This window comes from Nocardia brasiliensis IFM 10847, assembly GCF_000710915.1.
Taxonomy (GTDB): domain Bacteria; phylum Actinomycetota; class Actinomycetes; order Mycobacteriales; family Mycobacteriaceae; genus Nocardia; species Nocardia brasiliensis_A.
The window spans coordinates 70874-89370 of the sequence record NZ_BAUA01000087.1; the positions used below are offsets into that span (position 1 = coordinate 70874).

Genomic DNA, 18497 nt, shown 5'->3' on the forward strand with positions numbered 1-18497 from the left:
GTGGCAAGACTGCGCATCGACAAGGTGTCGAAGCAATTCGGCGCGACCTACGCGGTCCGCGAGGTGAACCTCGACATCGCCGACGGCGAGTTCCTGGTGCTGCTCGGTCCGAGCGGCTGCGGCAAGTCCACACTGCTGCGGATGATCGCGGGACTCGAAGACCCGACCGACGGCCGGATCATGCTGGACGACACCGACATCACGCATCGAGCGCCGCAGCAGCGCGACCTCGCGATGGTGTTCCAGAGTTACGCGCTGTACCCGCATCTGACCGTGGCGAAGAACATCGGGTTCCCGTTGCGCGCACGGCGCACGCCGCGCGCGAAGATCGCCGAGCGGGTGGCGGAGGTGGCGTCGGTACTCGGACTCGACGAACTGCTGCGCCGCAGGCCCGCCGCGCTCTCGGGCGGGCAGCGGCAGCGAGTCGCTTTGGCCCGCGCGATGGTGCGCGATCCCGGCGCGTTCCTGATGGACGAACCGCTGTCCAACCTGGACGCCAAACTGCGCAGCGCGACCCGCGCCGAGCTGATCGCGCTGCATCGCAGACTCGGGGCGACATTCCTCTACGTCACCCACGATCAGGTCGAGGCGATGACCATGGCCGACCGGATCGCGCTGCTCAAGGCCGGGCAGGTGGAGCAGCTCGGCACACCGACCGAGCTGTACGACCGGCCCCGATCCACCTTCGTCGCAGGGTTTCTCGGCGCGCCGCCGATGAACCTGTTCCCCGGCGTGGTCACCGAGCGCCGCGGCAGGCTCTACTTGGTGGCCGAGGGGATCGACGCCGAATTGCCGTTCACTGCCGCGCCTTTCGGCGATGACATCGAGGTCACCGCGGGTATCCGGCCCGAACAGCTGCGGCTCGATGCCGCCGCGATGGACATCCGCGGCCGCGTGCACATGGTCGAGAACCTGGGCAGCGAAGAACTCGTCCACTTCGGCACCGGCGAGCACACGCTGTGCGCCCGAGCGCCGAGGCCGGTCGGCGTGCAGGCCGGCGACAGCATCGGACTGCGCGTCGACCCCGCCCATATCCACCTGTTCGAGCCGGCCTCCGGACTGCGGATGAGCTGGCAGGAGCCGCATCCGGAGACCGAACGCGACACCGCCGAAACACCGGTCGCCGTCGCCTGACTCGGGATAACGCCGTCCAAACACCGATGAATGAGGAGAACACCGTGAAACGCACCGCGCCCATCTTGGGCCTGGTGTTCGCAACCACCGTCGCGCTCAGCGCATGCGGCGGACTCGGGAGCACCACCACCGATTCGAACACCGACACCGCACAGATCCCGGAACTGCGGCCGGATCAGCAGGTGTCCATCGTGTTCGAGTCCTACAACTACGGACTCGCCGGAGCGTGGACCGATACCTTCAACACGCTCATCGCCGACTTCCGGAGCAAGTTCCCGAACATCACGGTGACTGCGCAGAAGCCGCAGGGCAACAGCCCGAATCCGGCCACCGACACGATCTCCAGCATCCAGAACCAGACAGTCGCGGGCAACCCGCCCGACGTCGCGCAACTCGGTTTCAGCGACCTGGACTTCACCATTCATCAACTCGGCGCGAAGCCGCTGGACAAGCTCGTCTCCAAGGACGCGGTACAGCGCAACTTCGACGGCGCGAAACATCCGTACGCGCCGAAGGCCCGCACGCTCGCGGACTGGGACGGCCACACCTACGGCGTGCCCTTCGTCTTCTCCACGCCCGTGCTCTATTACAACGCTTCGCTCTTCGGTGCCGCCGGACTCGATCCGGCCAAGCCGCCGACGACCTGGCAGCAGGTCGCGGAGGCGTCGGCCGCGATCACCGGCAAGACCGGCAAGGGTGGCATCTACGTCGACTGCCTCACCAAGACCGCGAAGGACTGGTGCTTCCAGTCGCTGGTGCGGTCCAACGGCGGCCGGGTGATCACCGAGGATCGCAAGAACCTCACCTTCGCCGACGCACCCGTCGTCGAGGTCGCCCGGATGAACCAGCAGCTCGTCGCGTCCGGCAGCATGCCGAAACTCAACCAGAAGCAGGGCTATGAGGCCTTCGCCCGCGGTGAGATCGGCATGATCCTGGAGACCAGCGCGATCCAGGGCACCTTCACCGCCGGCGCCAAGGACAAGTGGGACCTGCGCTCGGCGCCGATGCCCGGCTTCGGGAGCAAGCCGACAGTGCCGACGAATTCCGGTGCTTCCCTGCACATCCTGTCCAACGACCCGGCCAAGCAGCGCGCCTCCTGGGAGCTGATCAAGTTCCTCACCAGCGAGCAGGCCTACACCAAGATCTCCGCCGGCATCGGGTACCTCCCGCTGCGCACCGGGCTGATGGACGACCCGGCCGGACTGAAGCAGTGGTCGGCCGAGAACCCGCTGCTGGCACCGAATGTCGCGCAGTTGGCGACCATGGAGCCCTGGGTGTCCATGCCGGGCACGAACTATCTGCAGATCCGCGACGGCATGATGGACGCCGTCGAAGCGATCGTGTTCCAGGGTAAGGATCCGCAGTCCACGCTCACCGCCGCCCGCGAGCAGGGCGCCGAACTGCTGCCGGCCGCATGAGCACGGTCACGATCGTCCAGCTCACCGACACCCACATCCGGCCGCCCGGTGAACTGGTGCACGGAACGGTGGACACCTACGCCAACCTCACCCATGTGCTGCAACAGATTCGAGCCTCGCAGCAGCCGATCGACGCCATCGTGCTGTCCGGCGATCTCACCGACACCGGTACGCCCGAAGCGTATCGACGCCTGCGCGACGCGGTCGAACCGGTGGCCGCCGAACTCGGCGCGCAGACCGTCTACGCGATGGGCAACCACGACGACCGTGCCGCATTCGGCACCGAATTGCTCGACAGCGACCGCGCGGCAGCCGATCCCGACGCGACCTTCGACCAGGTCTTCGACGTCACCGGATTGCGCATCATCGCATTGGACAGCACTACGCCCCGCCGCCACGACGGCAAACTCGAGGCGCATCAACTGGATTGGCTGGAACGGCAGCTGCGCACACCCGCGCAACACGGCACGCTGCTCGTCCTGCACCACCCGCCGATCCCGTCGCCGATCGCCACCACCGAGTTGCTGCGACTCGAACAGCCCGAGCTGCTCGACGAGGTGATCGCGGGAACCGATGTGCGGCTGATCATCTGCGGGCACAACCACCTCACCGCCGCCGCTGCGCTCGGCGGCGTCCCGGTCTGGATCGGACCGCCGCTGTCCTACCGGATCGACACGATCGCTCCGGTCGGACGGCACCGCGGGCTCGTCGGGTTCGGTTACAGCCGGATCGACCTGCTCGGCACCACCATGGTGGCCACCGCGATCGAGGCGACCCCCGCCGAAACCGTCTACGACAGAGCCGAACAGGACGTGCTGGATCAACTCGCCGCGCTGGCGGCGGAGGCACGGTAGGTCGTGTTCGTCGTCGACCTGCCGCGCCCCGCCGACACAGTGGCCGAGCCGGCCGCCGCCCTCGCCCCGGCGCCCTGCGCGCCCCGCCTCGCCCGGTTCCGCCGGACGGGGCGGTTCGTGGTGCCGTACCTGTACCTGGCGCCCGCGCTGTTGCTGCTCGTGGTCTGGACCTACCGCCCACTCGTCCAGGCGGCCGAATTGTCCACGTACTCTTGGAATCTGCTGCCGACCACGCCGATGCAGCCGGTCGGCACCGGCAACTATGCCCGACTCATGGACCTGCCCGCGTTCTGGCAGTCGATCGGCCGCACCGGCGCGCTGATCCTCGGCCTGCTGCCGTTCACCGTGCTGCTGCCGGTGCTGATCGCGCTGGCGAGCAAGCGGGTGCGGGGCCGGGCCGCAACGATCTATCAGGCGCTGATCTTCGTCCCGTTCCTGGTCGCTCCCGTTGCGGCAGCGGCTGTTTGGCGGTGGCTGCTGCACCCGGGCGGCGGGTTCGTCGACCAGTTGCTCGGCTCGGACCGCAATTGGGTGTACGACGTGAGCACAGCTCACGCGGTGATCATCGGGATCACCGGCTGGCAGCTGCTCGGCTTCTCGGTGCTGGTGGTGTGGGCCGGATTGGCAAGCATCAGCGGAGATTACGACGAGGCGGCGCGGGTGGACGGCGCGAACGCCGGTCAGATCCGGTGGTGGATCACGTTGCCCCTGCTCTCCCCCAGTGTGCTGTTCCTCGTGCTCACCACCGTGTTGCTCAGTCCGGTGCTCACCTTCCCGCTGATCGACTCGATGACTCAGGGCGGGCCCGCACAGGCGACGACCAATATCTACTACCTGCTGTGGGACTACGCCTTTCACTCCTTCGACGCGGGGCTGAGCGCCGCGGCCGGAGTGTTGCTGTTCGCCGGGTTCGGTGTGCTCGCCGGGATCCTGGTCTGGATCTCGGAAAAGGTTGCTTTCCATGATGATTGAACGACTGCGCACCGCTGGTAGCCATGTGCTGCTGGCGGCCACCGCCGCGGTGTGCGTGTTCCCGATCTATTGGCTGTTCGCCACCTCGCTGCGGCGGCCCGAAGACGTCACGTCGCTCTCGCCCGTTCCGTGGCCGATCTCGTTCGCCAACTACACCGACGCCGCCGACAAGGTGGACGTGCCGGGGCTGATCGGCAACACCTTCTTCATCGCGGCGCTGTCCGCGGCGGGACAGTTGCTGGTGGCTCTGCTGGCCTCGTACGCGTTCGCGATGTACACGTTTCCGTTGCAGAAGCTGCTGTATCTCGCGTTCGTCGGCACCTGGCTGGTGCCGTTCCAGGTGACGATGCTGCCGAATTACGTGTTGCTCACCCGGCTCGGGTTGCTCAACTCGCTGATCGGCGTCGTGCTGCCGACCCTGTGCTCGGCGCTCGCGGTGTTGATGCTGCGCCAGCACATGGCGAGTTTTCCCAAGGAGCTGGTGGCCGCGGCCAAGATCGACGGGCGTTCGTCGTGGTCAATCCTCTGGACGGTCGTGGTGCCGAATCTGCGGCCCGCACTGGCGGCCCTGGGCATTCTGCTCTTCATCAACGCCTGGAACGAGTACTTCTGGCCCGCGGTGGTGCTGCGTCGGTCCAACAGCGTGCTCCAGCTCGGGCTGCGCAGTTTCATGGGCACCGAGGGCGATCAATGGGGGCCGATGATGGCGCTCGCCAGCCTCGCCTGCTTGCCGGTGTTGCTGATGTATCTGCTGCTGCAACGGCATATCGTGAACGCGTTCGTGCGGTCCGGGTTGAAATGACGCCGATAAGCACAGCCGTGACTCGCTGAAGTCCGGCTTCACGCACCAGCCGTTGCGGGTTACGAATCGGTGCCGAGGTTGAGATTCCGCTCACTGACGCGTGCGGAGACCGCGATCACAGGACATCCTGATCTTGCTGGATACGGGTTCGACCGACGGTGCGCAGCAGAATCGAAGGAGCAACAGGAACGTGCGACCGAAAAGGGCACTGACGTGGGTTTGCCTGACCGCGACCGCGGTGCTGCTGGCCGCGAGCTGCGGTTCGGCCTCGAACGACGCGGATCCGCAGACCCCGCAGCGGCCGGGCACGCTGCTCGCCCAGCGGCCGCTCACCAACGGCGGTCCCACCATCGCCGCGGCGGCCGCCTCGGCAACCTATTTTCGCTACATCTCCACCGCACCGGACAAATCGCCCATCGAGGTGTCGGGCGCGGTGTACTTGCCGAAAGGCACCGCACCGGAAGGCGGTTGGCCGTTGGTGGCCTACGCGCACGGCACGGCGGGCGTGGTCAGTGACTGCGCGCCCACGAACTCGCCCGCGCTGTACGGCAACGACGTGACCGTGGCCAACCTGCTCGACGCCCACAAGGCGGTGGTGATGACCAACTATCAGGGGCTCGACGGGCCGGGTGCGGCGCCGTACCTGCACGCCGAATCGTCCGGATACGACGTGCTCGACTCCATCCGGGCGGTCCGGCAGCTCGACCTGCCGTTGACGAAAAAGGTGGTCCTGGTGGGGCTTTCGCAGGGCGGGCGGGCCACCGAGTCCGCAGCGGAGACGGCCGCGACCTACGCGCCGGAGCTCGAGATCATCGGGGATGTGCTGTTGTCGCCGGCGTTGCGCAGCGAACTGGCGCAAGCCGCGGAGACGAAGACGCTGACGGTCGGGCAGTACATGCTGCTGCCCTACCTGGTGTCGGCGGTCCGCTACAGCGACCCGGACTATTCGTTCGACAAAGTACTGCACGGGCCGCTGCTCACGGCCGCGCCGCGGCTGCAAGCGCTCTGCACCGGGCAGACCACGCTGAAGGACCTGGCCATCGGTCAGGCCGCCACGCCCGCTGCCGCGCAGTTCGTCGACGACGCGGCGCGGCGCGCACTCGCCGACTACGAAGCCGGCGGCAACCTACCCAAGGCGGTCACCGACATTCCGACCTTCATCTCCCGCGGCGACAACGACGATCTGGTCAGCACCGCGTGGACCAACCAGGCGGTCGCCGACATGTGCTCGCTCGGCACGAATTTGGTGGACAACGTGCTGCCGGGCGGACACGAGGCGTGGCGGGCTCGCGGCGAGTCCGTGACCGCGTGGATCAACGACCGATTCGCGGGACAGCCCGCCCCTGCTACGACGTGTCGCCGATGAGGCGGCGCAAAGCCGGTGCGGCGCTGCTGATCCTGACGGCGTCCTACTACGTCGTGCAGGCGGTGGTGGCGGCGCGCTGGGCCGAGCCCGGGTACGGCTGGGCCGGCAACATGATCAGCGACCTCGGCGTGCCCGAATGTCTCGGCGACATGGGACAGTACGGGTTGGTGCCGTCACGCTACATCTGTTCGCCATGGCATGCGGTGATGTCGGCCGAGTTCGTGCTGCTCGGCGTGCTCGTCCTCGGTGCGGCACTGTGCCTGACGCCGCTGCTGCCGAAAAACCTTCTCGGATGGGCCGTTCCCCTCCTGGCCCTGGTCAATTGCGTCGCCATCATGCTCGTCGGCCTCTTCCCGGGGAGCGCGGACGAGGTGCCCGGCGGCAGCCGGGCACGCGCCGTACTGCACCCGACCGGGGCGATCGTCGAGCTGGTGACCGGCCTGGCGATCATGATCATCATCGCCTGGCTCTATCGGCGTCATCGCGGGTTCGCGCTCGCCACCGTCGCGCTGATCGTCGTCACCGTGTTCGGCATGGTCGCCAGCCTCGCCACCGATCATCTCGGCCTGGGCGCCGGCGCGGCCGAACGCCTGGCGATCGACCCGTTCGTGCTCTGGCGGATTCTGACCGGCGTCGTTGTCCTGGCCGCGCTTCCCCGGATCTCCCAGCGGACCGACGGAAGCTGATCTGCGGACGCGTTGCGCCGATGCGCAGCCCGTACCCGGCGTCCACACCGGGCACGGGTGGCGTGACCGGCTCAGACCACCGTGGTGGTCAACGGCGCCGAGTCACGTTTGGCGGCCTGGCGCGCGGCGATCCGGTCGCGGCGTTCCTCGAACTTCAGCATGTCGCTCTCGTACTTCGCGAGGAAGGCCGCGAGTTGCTCGCGCGACTGCTCGCCGCGGGCGGTGAAGTCGTTGCGCTCGAACACTTTCCAGATCCGCAGCACCGGCATGATCACGTCTTCGAGATGCTGGCGCATGTCGTAGATGCCGTGTTTGGCCATCAGCGCGCCGTAGCGGCGGAAGTTGGGGTTCTCCGCGCCCGGCATCTGGAAGTTCATCAGCGTGAGCGTGATCGCCTCGAGCGCCTGATCCGGCGCCAGGTCCAGCGCCGCACCGCACATGTTCCGGTAGAAGATCATGTGCAGGTTCTCGTCGGCGGCGATGCGTTGCAGCATCTTGTCCGCGATGGGGTCGTTGCACACCCGTCCGGTGTTGCGGTGGCTGAGCCGGGTGGCGAGCTCCTGGAACGTCACGTACGCGACACCGAGCAGGAATCCGGCGTTGGGCACGACATCCGGGTCGACTTCGCGGCGTTCGGCCACGGCCAGCGGGTCGAACCCGGTCGTCATCGCCGCCATTCTGGCGTTTTCCAGTTCGACCGGGTCCACGCCGCGGCTGACCACCAGGTAGTCCCGCATCACGATGCCGTGCCGGTTCTCCTCGGCGGTCCAGCGGCCCACCCAGGTGCCCCAGGCGCCGTCCTGGGAGAAGTTCTCGGCGATCACACGGTGATACGACGGCAGGTTGTCCTCGGTGAGCAGGTTGGTGATCATGGCCGCCTTGGCCACGTCCGATAGCCGCGACTGCTCCGGGTCCCAGTCGACGCCGCCCAGCGCGGCGAAGTTGCGTCCTTCGTCCCACGGCACGTAGTCGTGGGGGTGCCAGTCCTTCGTCATCGACAGGTGCCGGTCGACATTCGCCGCGGCCACCGGCTCGAGCTCGATGAGCAGCTCCAGCTGGGTCAGATGACGCCCCATATGTGTTCCCCTCAGACGTTTCGGCTCACCCGGAACGCAGACGGATCGCACCGTCCGCGCGACAACCTCAGCGAGCCTACGGATCCGTAGGTGCCAAATCAACCGCCGCCCCCACCTTGCCGGGTACCGGCGCGTACCCGCTGATCAGCGGCTTACGTCAGTGGCAGGGGCAGGAACCGGGCGCACGCGGCGGGCAACCGCACGCCGGCGGTCCGCAGTTGCGCGACCCGGGTCAGGTAGGCCGTGCCGAGCATCATCTGATCGGCGATGTCGGCGACGTGCCTGTTGTCCAGCGCCGCCAGATACGTCCCCGCGACCCAGTTGTTGAACCCGCCCATGGCGGGCCCGCACCACACCTGATAGTCGGCGACGCGATCTGCTGCACCACGGATGCTCCACCCGGAGGACAGGCCCAGATACCACCGGAACACCAGCGCCATCTTCCGCTTGGGGTCTTCGGCCGCGCCGATCAGCTGTGCCGGGTCACGCTCGGTGAAGTAGGCGACGCAGTCCTGCCATACCGCGTCCAGCGGCCGCCGGAACAGCGTCGTCTCGAGGTCACGCCGCAGTGCCGCGGGGATATCGTCGATCCCGGCGTAGGAACGATAGGTGTCGTACAGTCGCTGCGCCCGAGCCGCGAACATGGTGCCACGACGCAAAACCTGCACCTGCACACCGAGTTCGAACATGTCCGACGAGGGTGCCATCGTGCAATCCGCGAAATCTGCTCGGGCGAGTAGCTGTTTCGTGGTCGCGCACTGGGCGGCTTCCCGGGTGGCCTGGTTGATCGAGCCGGTCACCACATAGGCCGCGCCCAGCGCGAACGCCGCCGCCGCGGCCGCCGGTGTGCCGATGCCGCCCGCCGCGCCGACCCGTACCGCGGCTGCCCCGGGCAGCGTGCTCCGATCCCGCGCCGCGATGATTTCCGGCAACAGCACCAGCAGCGGTCTGCGGTCGGTGTGCCCGCCCGAATCGGCCTCGGCCGTGATGTCGTCGGCCATCGGCACCTGTTCGGCCAGCCGCGCCTGCTCGGCGGTCACGTCGCCCGCGTCGACCAGACCGCGCAGCAGATTCGCCGGTGCCGGCCGCAGGAACGGTTCGGCGACCTCGACCCGGGATACTTTCGCGATCAATCGGTTCCGGACCTCGACCCGCCCTTGCCGGTCGACCCCGAGCCCGGCCACCCGGTAACGCACCACCTCCGCGGTGAGCCCCATGAACGCCGACGCCTCCACGCAGCGCACCCGATGCCGCAGGCAGGAGTCGACGATGGCCCGTTCCAGCGCCGGCTCGGACGGACTGTGGATCAGGTTGCAGGCAAACGGTTTACCGTCCAGTGTGCGAGCCAGCTCGCCGAGGGCGGCGTCCACGGCGGCCGGGGTGACACCCGCGGCGCCGTAAGAGGCCAGATAGCCCGCCCGCGCCATCGCCGAAACCAGGGCGGGCGAGGCGATACCGTTGGCCATCGCCCCCGCCGCATAGGCGGCACGGACGCCGTGGGCGGCGGCGAAACGCCTGTCGCCCAGTAGTTCCGGTGGCAGCGGCGCAACGGCGGCGAGCACCTGCGCGGCGGCGGCGACGCTCTGCTCCGACGTCGCCCCGACCCTGCCGTCGTGGCGCACGATCCAGCACGGTCGTCGCACATCGAGCAGCAGCGCGGAGATCTCCTCGGCGCTCTGGGCAACCAGCTCGGTCCGCGATGCGGTCACTGTTCGTCCTCCCGCTCGACCAGTTCGACCGCGAGGTCGAGCAATTCGTAGATCCGCAACCCCGGCTTCCACAGCGAGCCGTCCGCGATCACGGTGACCCCGCGCGGGCCGCGCCGGATCTCTTTGATGTGCGCCTCCAGTTCGACCGTGCCGTCGGTCGGCAGGAACTGCCCGCGGTAGCGCCAGCTGAACGCGATATCGGCGGGGATACGAAACACCGGGTCGCACATGGCGTCCGCGTACCCGGCGTCGAGCAGCCACTCCTGTAGCGCGTGGATGACCGATTCGACGCCCAGCGAACCCGGGATCACCGGGTCGAGATGGAAGTGCCGCTCGAAGTACCAGTCCGACCCGTCGATCGCGCGCAGCGAATGCAGATATCCCGCATCGTATTTCCCGCCGCCGTCGACCACATCGATCTCGTCGACGAGCGCCAGCGTTCGCCGCGCACACAGCCGCGCGTGCGGGTCGGTCCGGCGAGCGGCCACGTCGATCCGCCGCACCGGCGCGTCCACATGTTCATCCAGCCAGGTCGGCGCGGTGCGACCCGCGTCGAGTCCGGTCTGGTTCGCGAGCGCCTCGTCGCTGAAGTAGCCGAACATGGTTTCCCCGGCGTAGAACGGCGCACCGTCCACACTCAGCGTGTAATCGAAGGTCTGCAACGACGATCCGGGCAGGATGGTGGTCGACAGCAGCCGGGAGGACTGCTCGATCGTCTTGTCCCGCAAGTCGACCTGCCGCAGCACCGTCGCCGTGCCGCCCAGGTTGCGCAGGCTCAACGTGACGCCCGGCTGGGTGAGCGTCGGCCCCGCGTAGTACCCCATCAGCAGCGCCGCCTGCAGCGAGGTCTCCATATAGACGAAATGCGGCATCGAATCATTGGCGGTGTCGCCGTAATACCAGGAGTCCGCCGGAGCATCATATTCGCTGGTATAGGTGGCGCCGTCCAAACGCCCACGAGCACCGTCGAATTCGAGCACCCGGTCGACCAGCAGCAGACCGCCGGTAGGCAGCCGGGTGGCGCGCACGCCCGTGTACGCCGCGAATTCCGGCCCCATGGCGATGCTTTGATCGCCGCGGGACAGCTGCGTCATGTGGAATTCGTTCAGCAGGGTGCCCGGTGCGGCCGCGCCGGGACCGACGGAGGCACCGGCTGGTTCGACGACAGTGACGGTGACCAGCGAGTTCGCTTGCGCGCCCGGGAAAGCCACCGTAGCGGTGACGTACGGACGCGGGATCAGATCGATCTCGGTGACGAGGAGGTCGAGTGTGCCCGCCGCACGCTCAGCTCGCCCGCGCACGGGCGCGGCGACCAGCGTGCTGCCCGACAGGCACAGGTGCATCCCGGTGAACAGTGCGAACAACTCGGCTGCCTGCACTGCCGCCGCGTGCGGGTCGCCGTCGAAAGTGGCCGTGAGACGGCCCTTTCCGGTACCGCCGCGCAGCTCGATGGCGGTAACCCCGGTGAGCGCCAGCGGCTGCCCCGCGGCGAGCCGGGCTGCGGATTCGACACCGGCGCGGTGGTAAGCGGAGCCGAACACCCCGACCAGATCGCCTTCGGTGAGTCGCTGCAACGCGTCTCGGTCCAGGGCGATGCGCTCAGTCCGCGCCAACGGCTTGAAGGCCGACTCGGGTGCCGCACCGGACGAGAGGTCCACCGCCCGCGAGCCGACGGCCCGTTGCCACGCCGCACGCTGCAAGACCACCTGGGCGGCGAGTGCTGCCCGATGCGCAGTCACTACCCCTGCGCGGATTTCACTCAGCGGTTGCGTACGTCGTGGCGTGCGGGCGACGCTGTCCGTGTCGCGCACACCGTCGTGCGTGCGCCCTGCGGGTTGAACCTGCCGCCTGTCGGGGAAGTCCCCATCGACGGCTGTCGCGGGATTGCCGCGCGCCGGCACCGGACCGTCATTGCGCGGCAGGGACGCACCCGTTCGATCGAACGGTATTCCGTCGAATTCCAGCACTGTCATGCCATCCACCTCCGCACCGAGTTCTGGAACTTCTCTGTCAAATCCGGCGTGGTCACCACGGTGACGTCCGAGAAACGTTGCAGCACAGTGCCGTCCGCCGTGACCGCGGTAGCATCGATGCGGGCGTCGAATCGTCCGGCTCGCGGGTTGTCCACGATGAGGACGAAACCTTCGCCGACGGGCAGCGGCCGGTAGTAGTCCACGCGACCGACGCCCAGCGGCAGGCACGCCGCGCCGAGCAGCCGGTACCCGAGTACCGGCGGTCCCTGCAGGATCAGATCCGCGAGCACCGGGTCGTGCAACCGGCTCGCGTAGGCCCCGTTCGCCACCCGTGCCGCGGGCAGCGCGCAATCGAACACGATGGCGTCGTCCGACGCCGCCCGCACCATGCGCAGGCCTTGCAGCGCCGGACCGTGGAACTGGATGCCGTCCCGGTAGATGTTCGCGTCACTGGCCGATCCACGCGGAATCGCCTGGTGCGGCGCGGGTTCCGTCGCCGCGGCCGATATCAGGGTCGCCCGGAAGTGCAGGGCACCGTCCCCGCGGATGCTCGCTTCGACCAGTGTCCGGCCGTCCGTGGTGGCACCGGGGCGCACCTCGAGCTCGAGTTCGTCCACCGGATGGTCGAACACGAGGCCCTTGAGTACCTGGAAGTCGCGCACGCCCACCACCGTTCGGCCCGTCAGCACGCGTTCTGCCAACCCGGCCAACGCGCCCAGACCGAACGTGGCGGGCAGCACGATGTGCTCGCCGATGCGGTGTGCCCGGATGATCGGATCCTCGGTGAGGCCCGTGACGACGCGCCGCGCTCGGACGACTTCCGCCGCGACCGCGGTGTGGCCGGAGAGTCCGTTCGCGGGCCCGATGAGCACGATCGGACCGTCGGCTCGTTGCTCGGTGAACTGCTGCGTGAAAGCCGCCGCACCGGCCTCGGGGGCGAGCAACGCGATGCCGCGCTGCTGAAAGTGCTGCCGCAGTTCAGCAGTGACCATTCCGCCGTCCCACGCGCCCCAATCGAGCGCCGTCACATGACAGTCCGGATGCGCGGCCCGCCAACTGACCGCGAACCGGGACAGCGCCTCGTTCGCGGCGGCGTAGTCGGCCTGCCCCGTGTTACCGAACAACCCCGCGACGGAGGTGAACAGGATCAGGTGCCGTAGTCCACCGGCCAGCGTTGCGGCGTCCACTGCCGGGACGGCACATGCTGTTTCAGCATCGCCCGCGAGTCCGGCCGCACTCGCCGGTTGCCCTGTCGAGGCAGTGTGACCCAAAGCGGCGAGGATCGAGGCCAGGCCGGTGATCTTGGGGTTCAGGACCCGGGCGATCGTCTCCGGGGTCTTGTCCGTGATCATGGAATCGGCCAGCACGCCCGCGCCGTGCACCACGCCGGTGATCGTGTCCCGCCATGGTTCGAGGGCCGTCCGCAGCGCCGTCTCGTCGGTCGCGTCGACGGCGAGATACTCTGCCCGCGAGCCCAATTCGTGCAGCGTCGTCCGGATCTCCCGCGCGGCGCGCACTCCGGCGCAGGCTCGTTCGATCTCGCGCGGTTTGGCGCCGGAGCCGGCGAGCGCCCGCACTGCGGCAGCTTTCAGATCCGCCTCGGCGACGCCCACCGCCCATTCGGGTTCCGGAATCGGTTCCGAGCGCCCGAGCAGCAGGAACCGGGCCGCGCTCCGGGCGGCGAGCGCGAGCACACACGTCGCCGTCACTCCGCGGGCGCCTCCGGTCACGAGCAGCAGATCGTCCGCCGTGAGCACACTCGGCGCTTGCTCCCCCAGGGGCGTGACAGCGGTCACCGACCGGGCGGGCGCGTACCCGCTCGGCACCAGGGTCCGCCGCTCCCCCGCCGCGTCGATGCCGACCTCGAGCGTGTCCCGCGCCGGATCGAACAATTCGGCCGTCACCAGCTCGGCCAGTCCGGCGGGCGCCACGCCCGGATCGATGTCCAGCGCGCGACAGAACAGCGACGGATGTTCCACGGCAAGCGTTTTCACCACACCACCGACACCGCCCAGCAGCGCGTGCACCGGCTGCGCGGTCCCGTGGAACCCGAGCCCACCGTCGAGCCGGGTCACCGTGACGAAGGCGGCCCGGCCGCCGGACTGCCGCAACCGCGGCGCGGCCCGTCCGGCGAGGAGAAGCGCGTCGGTCAACACCCGCTGCGCCGCCTCCCATTCCGTGACACCGCCGCTGAGGATGCCGACGCACACGTCGACCGCCTCGGTGCGCAGGACGTCGACCGCCTCGGCGGCGTTGCACCGACGCACCGACCAGCCCAACGCGGTCAGTGCAGTGTCCAGCGCGGCACAGTCCGCGTCGGCGCCCCCGGCAAGGTCGATCAGCACAACACGCGCGTCGGCCGGGTACACCTCCTCCGCACGGTCCAGCGCCGGCAGAACACTCAGTTCGACGGTGTGCCGCGGCGTTTCGACCGCGGCTTCAGCTTTTGGGTGGACATCACCGCCCACCGACGGCGCGAGCTCGTCGACGATCTGGTCGAGCGTGCGCAAGGTGCCCAACTGCTCCGGGCCGAGGCTCGGCAAGTCCGGAAACCGTTCCTGCAATGCCCCGATCACTTGCACGCGCTTGATCGAGTCCACGCCCAGATCTGCTTCCAGGTCCATTGCCGGATCGACCATCTCCACCGGATAACCGGTCTTCTCGGCGACGACCTCTTGCAGTGCGCGCCGCAGCACCTCGCCGGTGTCGTCGCCGGTGTCGTTCTGTGCGACAACAGCCTTGGTTTCCGCCTTCGGCAGAGCGTTCAGCGGGGCATCCACTGCACTCGGCCGCTGCGCCTCGCCGATCGGTTCAGCCGCACCCAGCAAGTCCGCGATCTGGTCCAGTGTGCGCAGCGTGGCGAGCTGTTCCGGACCGAGGTTCGGCAGGTGCGGGAACCGCTCCTGCAGCGCCCCGATCACCTGAACCCGCTTGATCGAGTCCACGCCGAGATCTGCTTCCAGGTCCATTGCCGGATCGACCATCTCCACCGGGTAACCGGTCTTCTCGGCGACGACCTCTTGCAGCGCCTTACGCAGGGCGTCGTGCGAAACCTGGCCGTCGGTCCTCGGCTCCGGCGCGAAGGTCTCGACCACCGGCGTCGCAGCGAGCACCTCGGTCACCGGCGCTTTTGCTGCCGGTGCCGCGGCGTGGCCGTTGCTCTGCGACTCCGAACCAGCTTGCGCAGTAGCGCTTTCCACCGCGCCGATCCCCCTCCGCGCCGGTGCGGACTCGATCGCGGACTGCCGTGTGGATGCCACCCGGCGCGGCGCCGGCGCGGCCGTGCGCGCCACCGGGGCGAACCCACTCTCCAATTCGGCCAGCTGCGCGAGCACCTCGCTGGCCCGGGAATGGCTCTCGCTGATCGCTACGCCGTGCTCCTTTACGGCTTCGACCGCCCGCAACGTCGCCTCGTCGAGCGACCCGGTGCCGAGCACGCCGGCGAGTCCGCGGGCCAGGTCGAGTTGCCCGTCCAGGTACTGCCGGTGCGTCTGCAGGTGCTGGTGGAGCGCGCTGTCCAGCGCGTCGGCACCTGGATCGTAGGGTTGTGCGGCTTGATGCACGGTGGTCTCCGTCGCCTCGGGGAAAGTAGGTGCCACGACTGTGTTTTCGGGTTGCCGATCGACCACGGTGTCGACTGGAGTCGAGCTGGGTGCGGCCGCCGGAGCATCCGGCGCCGCTACCGCCTGCACGCGATATCCGTCGTCGAGCGCCGCCGCGTAGGCCGCGCGCCGCGTCTGCGGGACGTACTCCGGTGCCGAGATCGTCACCGTCATCGGCCGACTCGGCGTGTGCCGCACCGCCGCCGGTGCCGCGTGCCGGTTGATGCCGTGCAGCCCGAACCCGAGCACCGCCAGCCGCACCGCTGCCCGCGCCAGCGCGAGATCGCTGTTGCCGATGGGCCCGGAATCGGTGGCGATGGCTATCACGTCATCACCGAGCGTGCGCCGCACCAGTGCGGTGAGCACCTGCTTCGGGCCGAACTCCACGAACACCGTGCAGCCGGCTTCCCGCATCGCGGTCAGTGCGGCGGCGAATTCGACCGGCTTGCTGAGCTGTTCGGTGAGCAACTGCCGATTGGCCGCGACATCGCCGCCGTACTGCGCGCCCGGCGTATTCGAGTACACCGGTGCGTCGGGCACTCCGATGGACACCGTCGCGGTGGCTCGCGCGAACGCGTCGACCGCGTGCGCGACGTACGGCGTGTGAAACGCACCGGACACCGGCAGCGCCCTGGTGACCAGGCCTCGCTCGGTAGCCCGCGCCACGACGGCGGCGACTCCGTCGGTCCCGCCGCCGATCACGACCTGATCCGGCGCGTTGTGGTTGCAGATCCAGACGTCGTCGACGCCGTCGAGCAGTTCCTCGGCCGTCTCGCGGGACGTGCCGAGCGCCGCCATCGTGCCCGCGGCCACACCCTCCGCCGGCGTCATCGCCGCCCCGCGTGCCCTGGCCAGCCCGAAGAAGTCATCGGTGCCGAGCGCGCCGGCGGCCCACAGCGCCGTCAGCTCACCGAAGCTGTGCCCGAGATATCCGTCGGCTCGCAACCCGTACCCGGTGAGCGCACCGAACTGCCCGGCGGACAGCGCGCCGATCGCCGGCTGCGCGAATTCGGTTCGGCGCAACGCGATTTCCTGCTCCTGCGCCGTCTCTTCGTCGAAGGCCGGCGGCGGGAACACCACACTGGACAGCCGGACCGGCGCACCGGCGAACGCGGCGTTGGCCGTATCGAAGGCCGCACCGACGGCTGGATGGTTCAGCGCCGCATCCGATCCCATGTCGACGTACTGACTGCCCTGACCGGCGAACAGCGCACCGATCTTGCGATCAGGCAGTGCGGCCGCCCGGAAGTACACCCCTTCGGGGTGATCCCACGCGGCAGCGTCGGGCCTGCGGACCAGTTCGTCCACGGCGAGCGCGCGCAGGTGTTCGGCGTTCTCGTCGTCCACCGACACGAAGCCGACACGCGCGTGGCCGTCCGGTATGTCGCCGCCGTCCACCGGTTCGACACTGCGCACCACGTCGATCAGTCCGGCGACATCCGCCGCGTGCCACAGATGCGCCCGCGCGGTCCGATGCAGTACCGGCTGATCGCGCACCGAGTCGGCCTCCTCCAGCACCACGTGAAAGTTGGTGCCGCCGAAGCCGAAAGCCGAGGCGGCGGCGCGGCGGATCGGACGCTGCGGATCCCGGATCCACGGCCGGGTGCGGGTGTTCACGTAGTAGGGCGCGTCGACCGGTGCGATTTCGGCGTTGGGCGCCGCCACGTTGATGGTGCCCGGCAACACCTTCTGGTGCAGCGCGAACGCCAGTTTCATCAGGCTGGCGGTGCCCGCCGCGCCCTTGGTGTGCCCGATCTGGGATTTCACGCTGCCGAGCGCCGCGAACCGGGCTTCCGAACTCGCCTCGGACAGCAGCCCTTTGAGTGCCGACAGCTCGGTCTTGTCCCCGACCGGAGTGCCAGTGGCGTGTGCCTCGATCAACGCGATATCGGCGGGCGAGCATTCGGCGTCGGCGTAGGCGCGGTCGAGCGCGACCCGCTGACCGCCCGCGCGCGGCGCGTAAATGCTCTTCGCACGTCCGTCGCTGGACGAGCCGAGCCCGCGGATCACCGCATAGATTCGATTGCCGTCGCGGCGTGCGTCGTCGAGCCGCCGCAGCGCGAGCATGGTGATGCCCTCACCGAGCAGCGTGCCGTTCGCGTCCGCCGAGAACGGACTGATCTGCCCGCTCGCCGACAGCGCGCCGACCTTGCTGAAGCACAGATAGATGAAGATCGTGTTCTCGGTGTCCACGCCGCCGGTGATCATCATGTCTGCACGGCCGTCCTGCAATTCGGCGATCGCCGTGCGCAGCGCCGCCAGCGACGCCGCACAGGCCGCGTCGACGGTGCAGTTGATGCCACCGAGCCCGAGCCGGTTCGCGACCCGGCCCGCGGTGATGTTGGCCAGCAGGCCGGGGAACGAATTCGCCTCCCACGGCGCGAAAGCCGCGACGAACTTGTCCGCGACCGCATCGGCGTCGTCGTCGGACAGCCCCACCGAACGCGCCGCGTCCTTCAGCACCGGCGTCGACAGTCGCGCGGCGAGCGGATGCATCAGTGGCACCGGGCCGGTCGTGCCGAGCACCACCCCGGTGCGGTCCGGGTCGTACCAGGCGGAGTCCACCGCGCCCGCGTCGGTGAGCAGGTCACGCGCGACACCGAGGCTCAACGTCTGCATGGTGCTGGTGACTTCGAGCTGGTTGGGCGGCAACCCGAATTCCAGCGGGTCGAATTCGATATCGGGCAAGAAGGCGCCGCGGCGCGAGTAGGTCTTGTCCGGCGCGTCCGGGTCGGCGTCGAAATAGTCGTCGAGGCTCCAGCGGGACGCGGGCACCTCGGTGGTGCAGTCCACGCCGTCGACGATGTTCTGCCAATACTCTCGATGGTTGTGCGCGTTGGGCAGCAGCCCGGACATCCCGACGATGGCGATCGGGTTGCGCGCCAGGCGTCTGTCGTCTGTCACG

Annotated in this window: 11 protein-coding genes; 7 read left to right on the forward strand and 4 right to left on the reverse strand. The window is 68.7% G+C overall.

Annotated features, from left to right (window positions below):
* From NBRGI_RS18785 to NBRGI_RS18815, 7 genes are all read left to right on the forward strand, one after another.
* On the forward strand, positions 1–1134 hold the full coding sequence (locus tag NBRGI_RS18785) for an ABC transporter ATP-binding protein (protein ID WP_036559771.1): 1134 nt from the start codon (positions 1–3) through the stop codon (positions 1132–1134).
* A gap of 44 nt (positions 1135–1178) precedes the next feature.
* Complete coding sequence (locus tag NBRGI_RS18790) at positions 1179–2552, forward strand: ABC transporter substrate-binding protein (protein ID WP_029898058.1); 1374 nt, start codon at positions 1179–1181, stop codon at positions 2550–2552.
* Positions 2549–3406: a metallophosphoesterase gene (locus NBRGI_RS18795; RefSeq protein WP_029898060.1), complete on the forward strand. Its 858-nt coding sequence runs from the start codon at positions 2549–2551 to the stop codon at positions 3404–3406. The genes NBRGI_RS18790 and NBRGI_RS18795 overlap by 4 nt, the downstream gene beginning before the upstream one ends.
* Positions 3407–3409: 3 nt before the next feature.
* The gene (locus NBRGI_RS18800) at positions 3410–4378 is read left to right on the forward strand and encodes a carbohydrate ABC transporter permease (RefSeq protein ID WP_029898062.1); all 969 of its coding nucleotides are present in this window, start codon (positions 3410–3412) and stop codon (positions 4376–4378) included.
* Positions 4368–5180, forward strand: coding sequence for a carbohydrate ABC transporter permease (locus tag NBRGI_RS18805; RefSeq protein WP_029898064.1), 813 nt, complete (start codon positions 4368–4370; stop codon positions 5178–5180). The genes NBRGI_RS18800 and NBRGI_RS18805 overlap by 11 nt, the downstream gene beginning before the upstream one ends.
* 190 nt (positions 5181–5370) lie before the next feature.
* Positions 5371–6546, forward strand: a complete 1176-nt coding sequence (locus NBRGI_RS18810) for a lipase family protein (protein ID WP_235211009.1) — start codon at positions 5371–5373, stop codon at positions 6544–6546.
* The gene (locus tag NBRGI_RS18815) at positions 6543–7232 is read left to right on the forward strand and encodes a DUF998 domain-containing protein (RefSeq protein ID WP_148310869.1); all 690 of its coding nucleotides are present in this window, start codon (positions 6543–6545) and stop codon (positions 7230–7232) included. Before NBRGI_RS18810 ends, NBRGI_RS18815 begins: the two co-directional genes overlap by 4 nt.
* Positions 7233–7303: 71 nt before the next feature.
* Here the strand turns inward: NBRGI_RS18815 and NBRGI_RS18820 are convergent, their stop codons facing one another.
* The 4 genes from NBRGI_RS18820 to NBRGI_RS18835 all read right to left on the reverse strand — a co-directional run bounded on the left by NBRGI_RS18820 (position 7304) and on the right by NBRGI_RS18835 (position 18496).
* Positions 7304–8308 (reverse strand): acyl-ACP desaturase, encoded by a 1005-nt coding sequence (locus NBRGI_RS18820; RefSeq protein ID WP_029898070.1) that lies wholly within the window; start codon positions 8306–8308, stop codon positions 7304–7306.
* 152 nt (positions 8309–8460) lie between these two features.
* A complete protein-coding gene (locus NBRGI_RS18825; RefSeq protein ID WP_029898073.1) occupies positions 8461–10017 on the reverse strand; it encodes a PfaD family polyunsaturated fatty acid/polyketide biosynthesis protein in 1557 nt (518 codons plus the stop codon).
* Entirely contained in the window at positions 10014–11756 is a 1743-nt protein-coding gene (locus NBRGI_RS18830) for a beta-ketoacyl synthase (RefSeq protein WP_235211010.1), read from the reverse strand. Before NBRGI_RS18830 ends, NBRGI_RS18825 begins: the two co-directional genes overlap by 4 nt.
* A 230-nt stretch (positions 11757–11986) precedes the next feature.
* Positions 11987–18496 (reverse strand): type I polyketide synthase, encoded by a 6510-nt coding sequence (locus NBRGI_RS18835; RefSeq protein ID WP_029898077.1) that lies wholly within the window; start codon positions 18494–18496, stop codon positions 11987–11989.
* Position 18497: the final 1 nt, after the last annotated feature.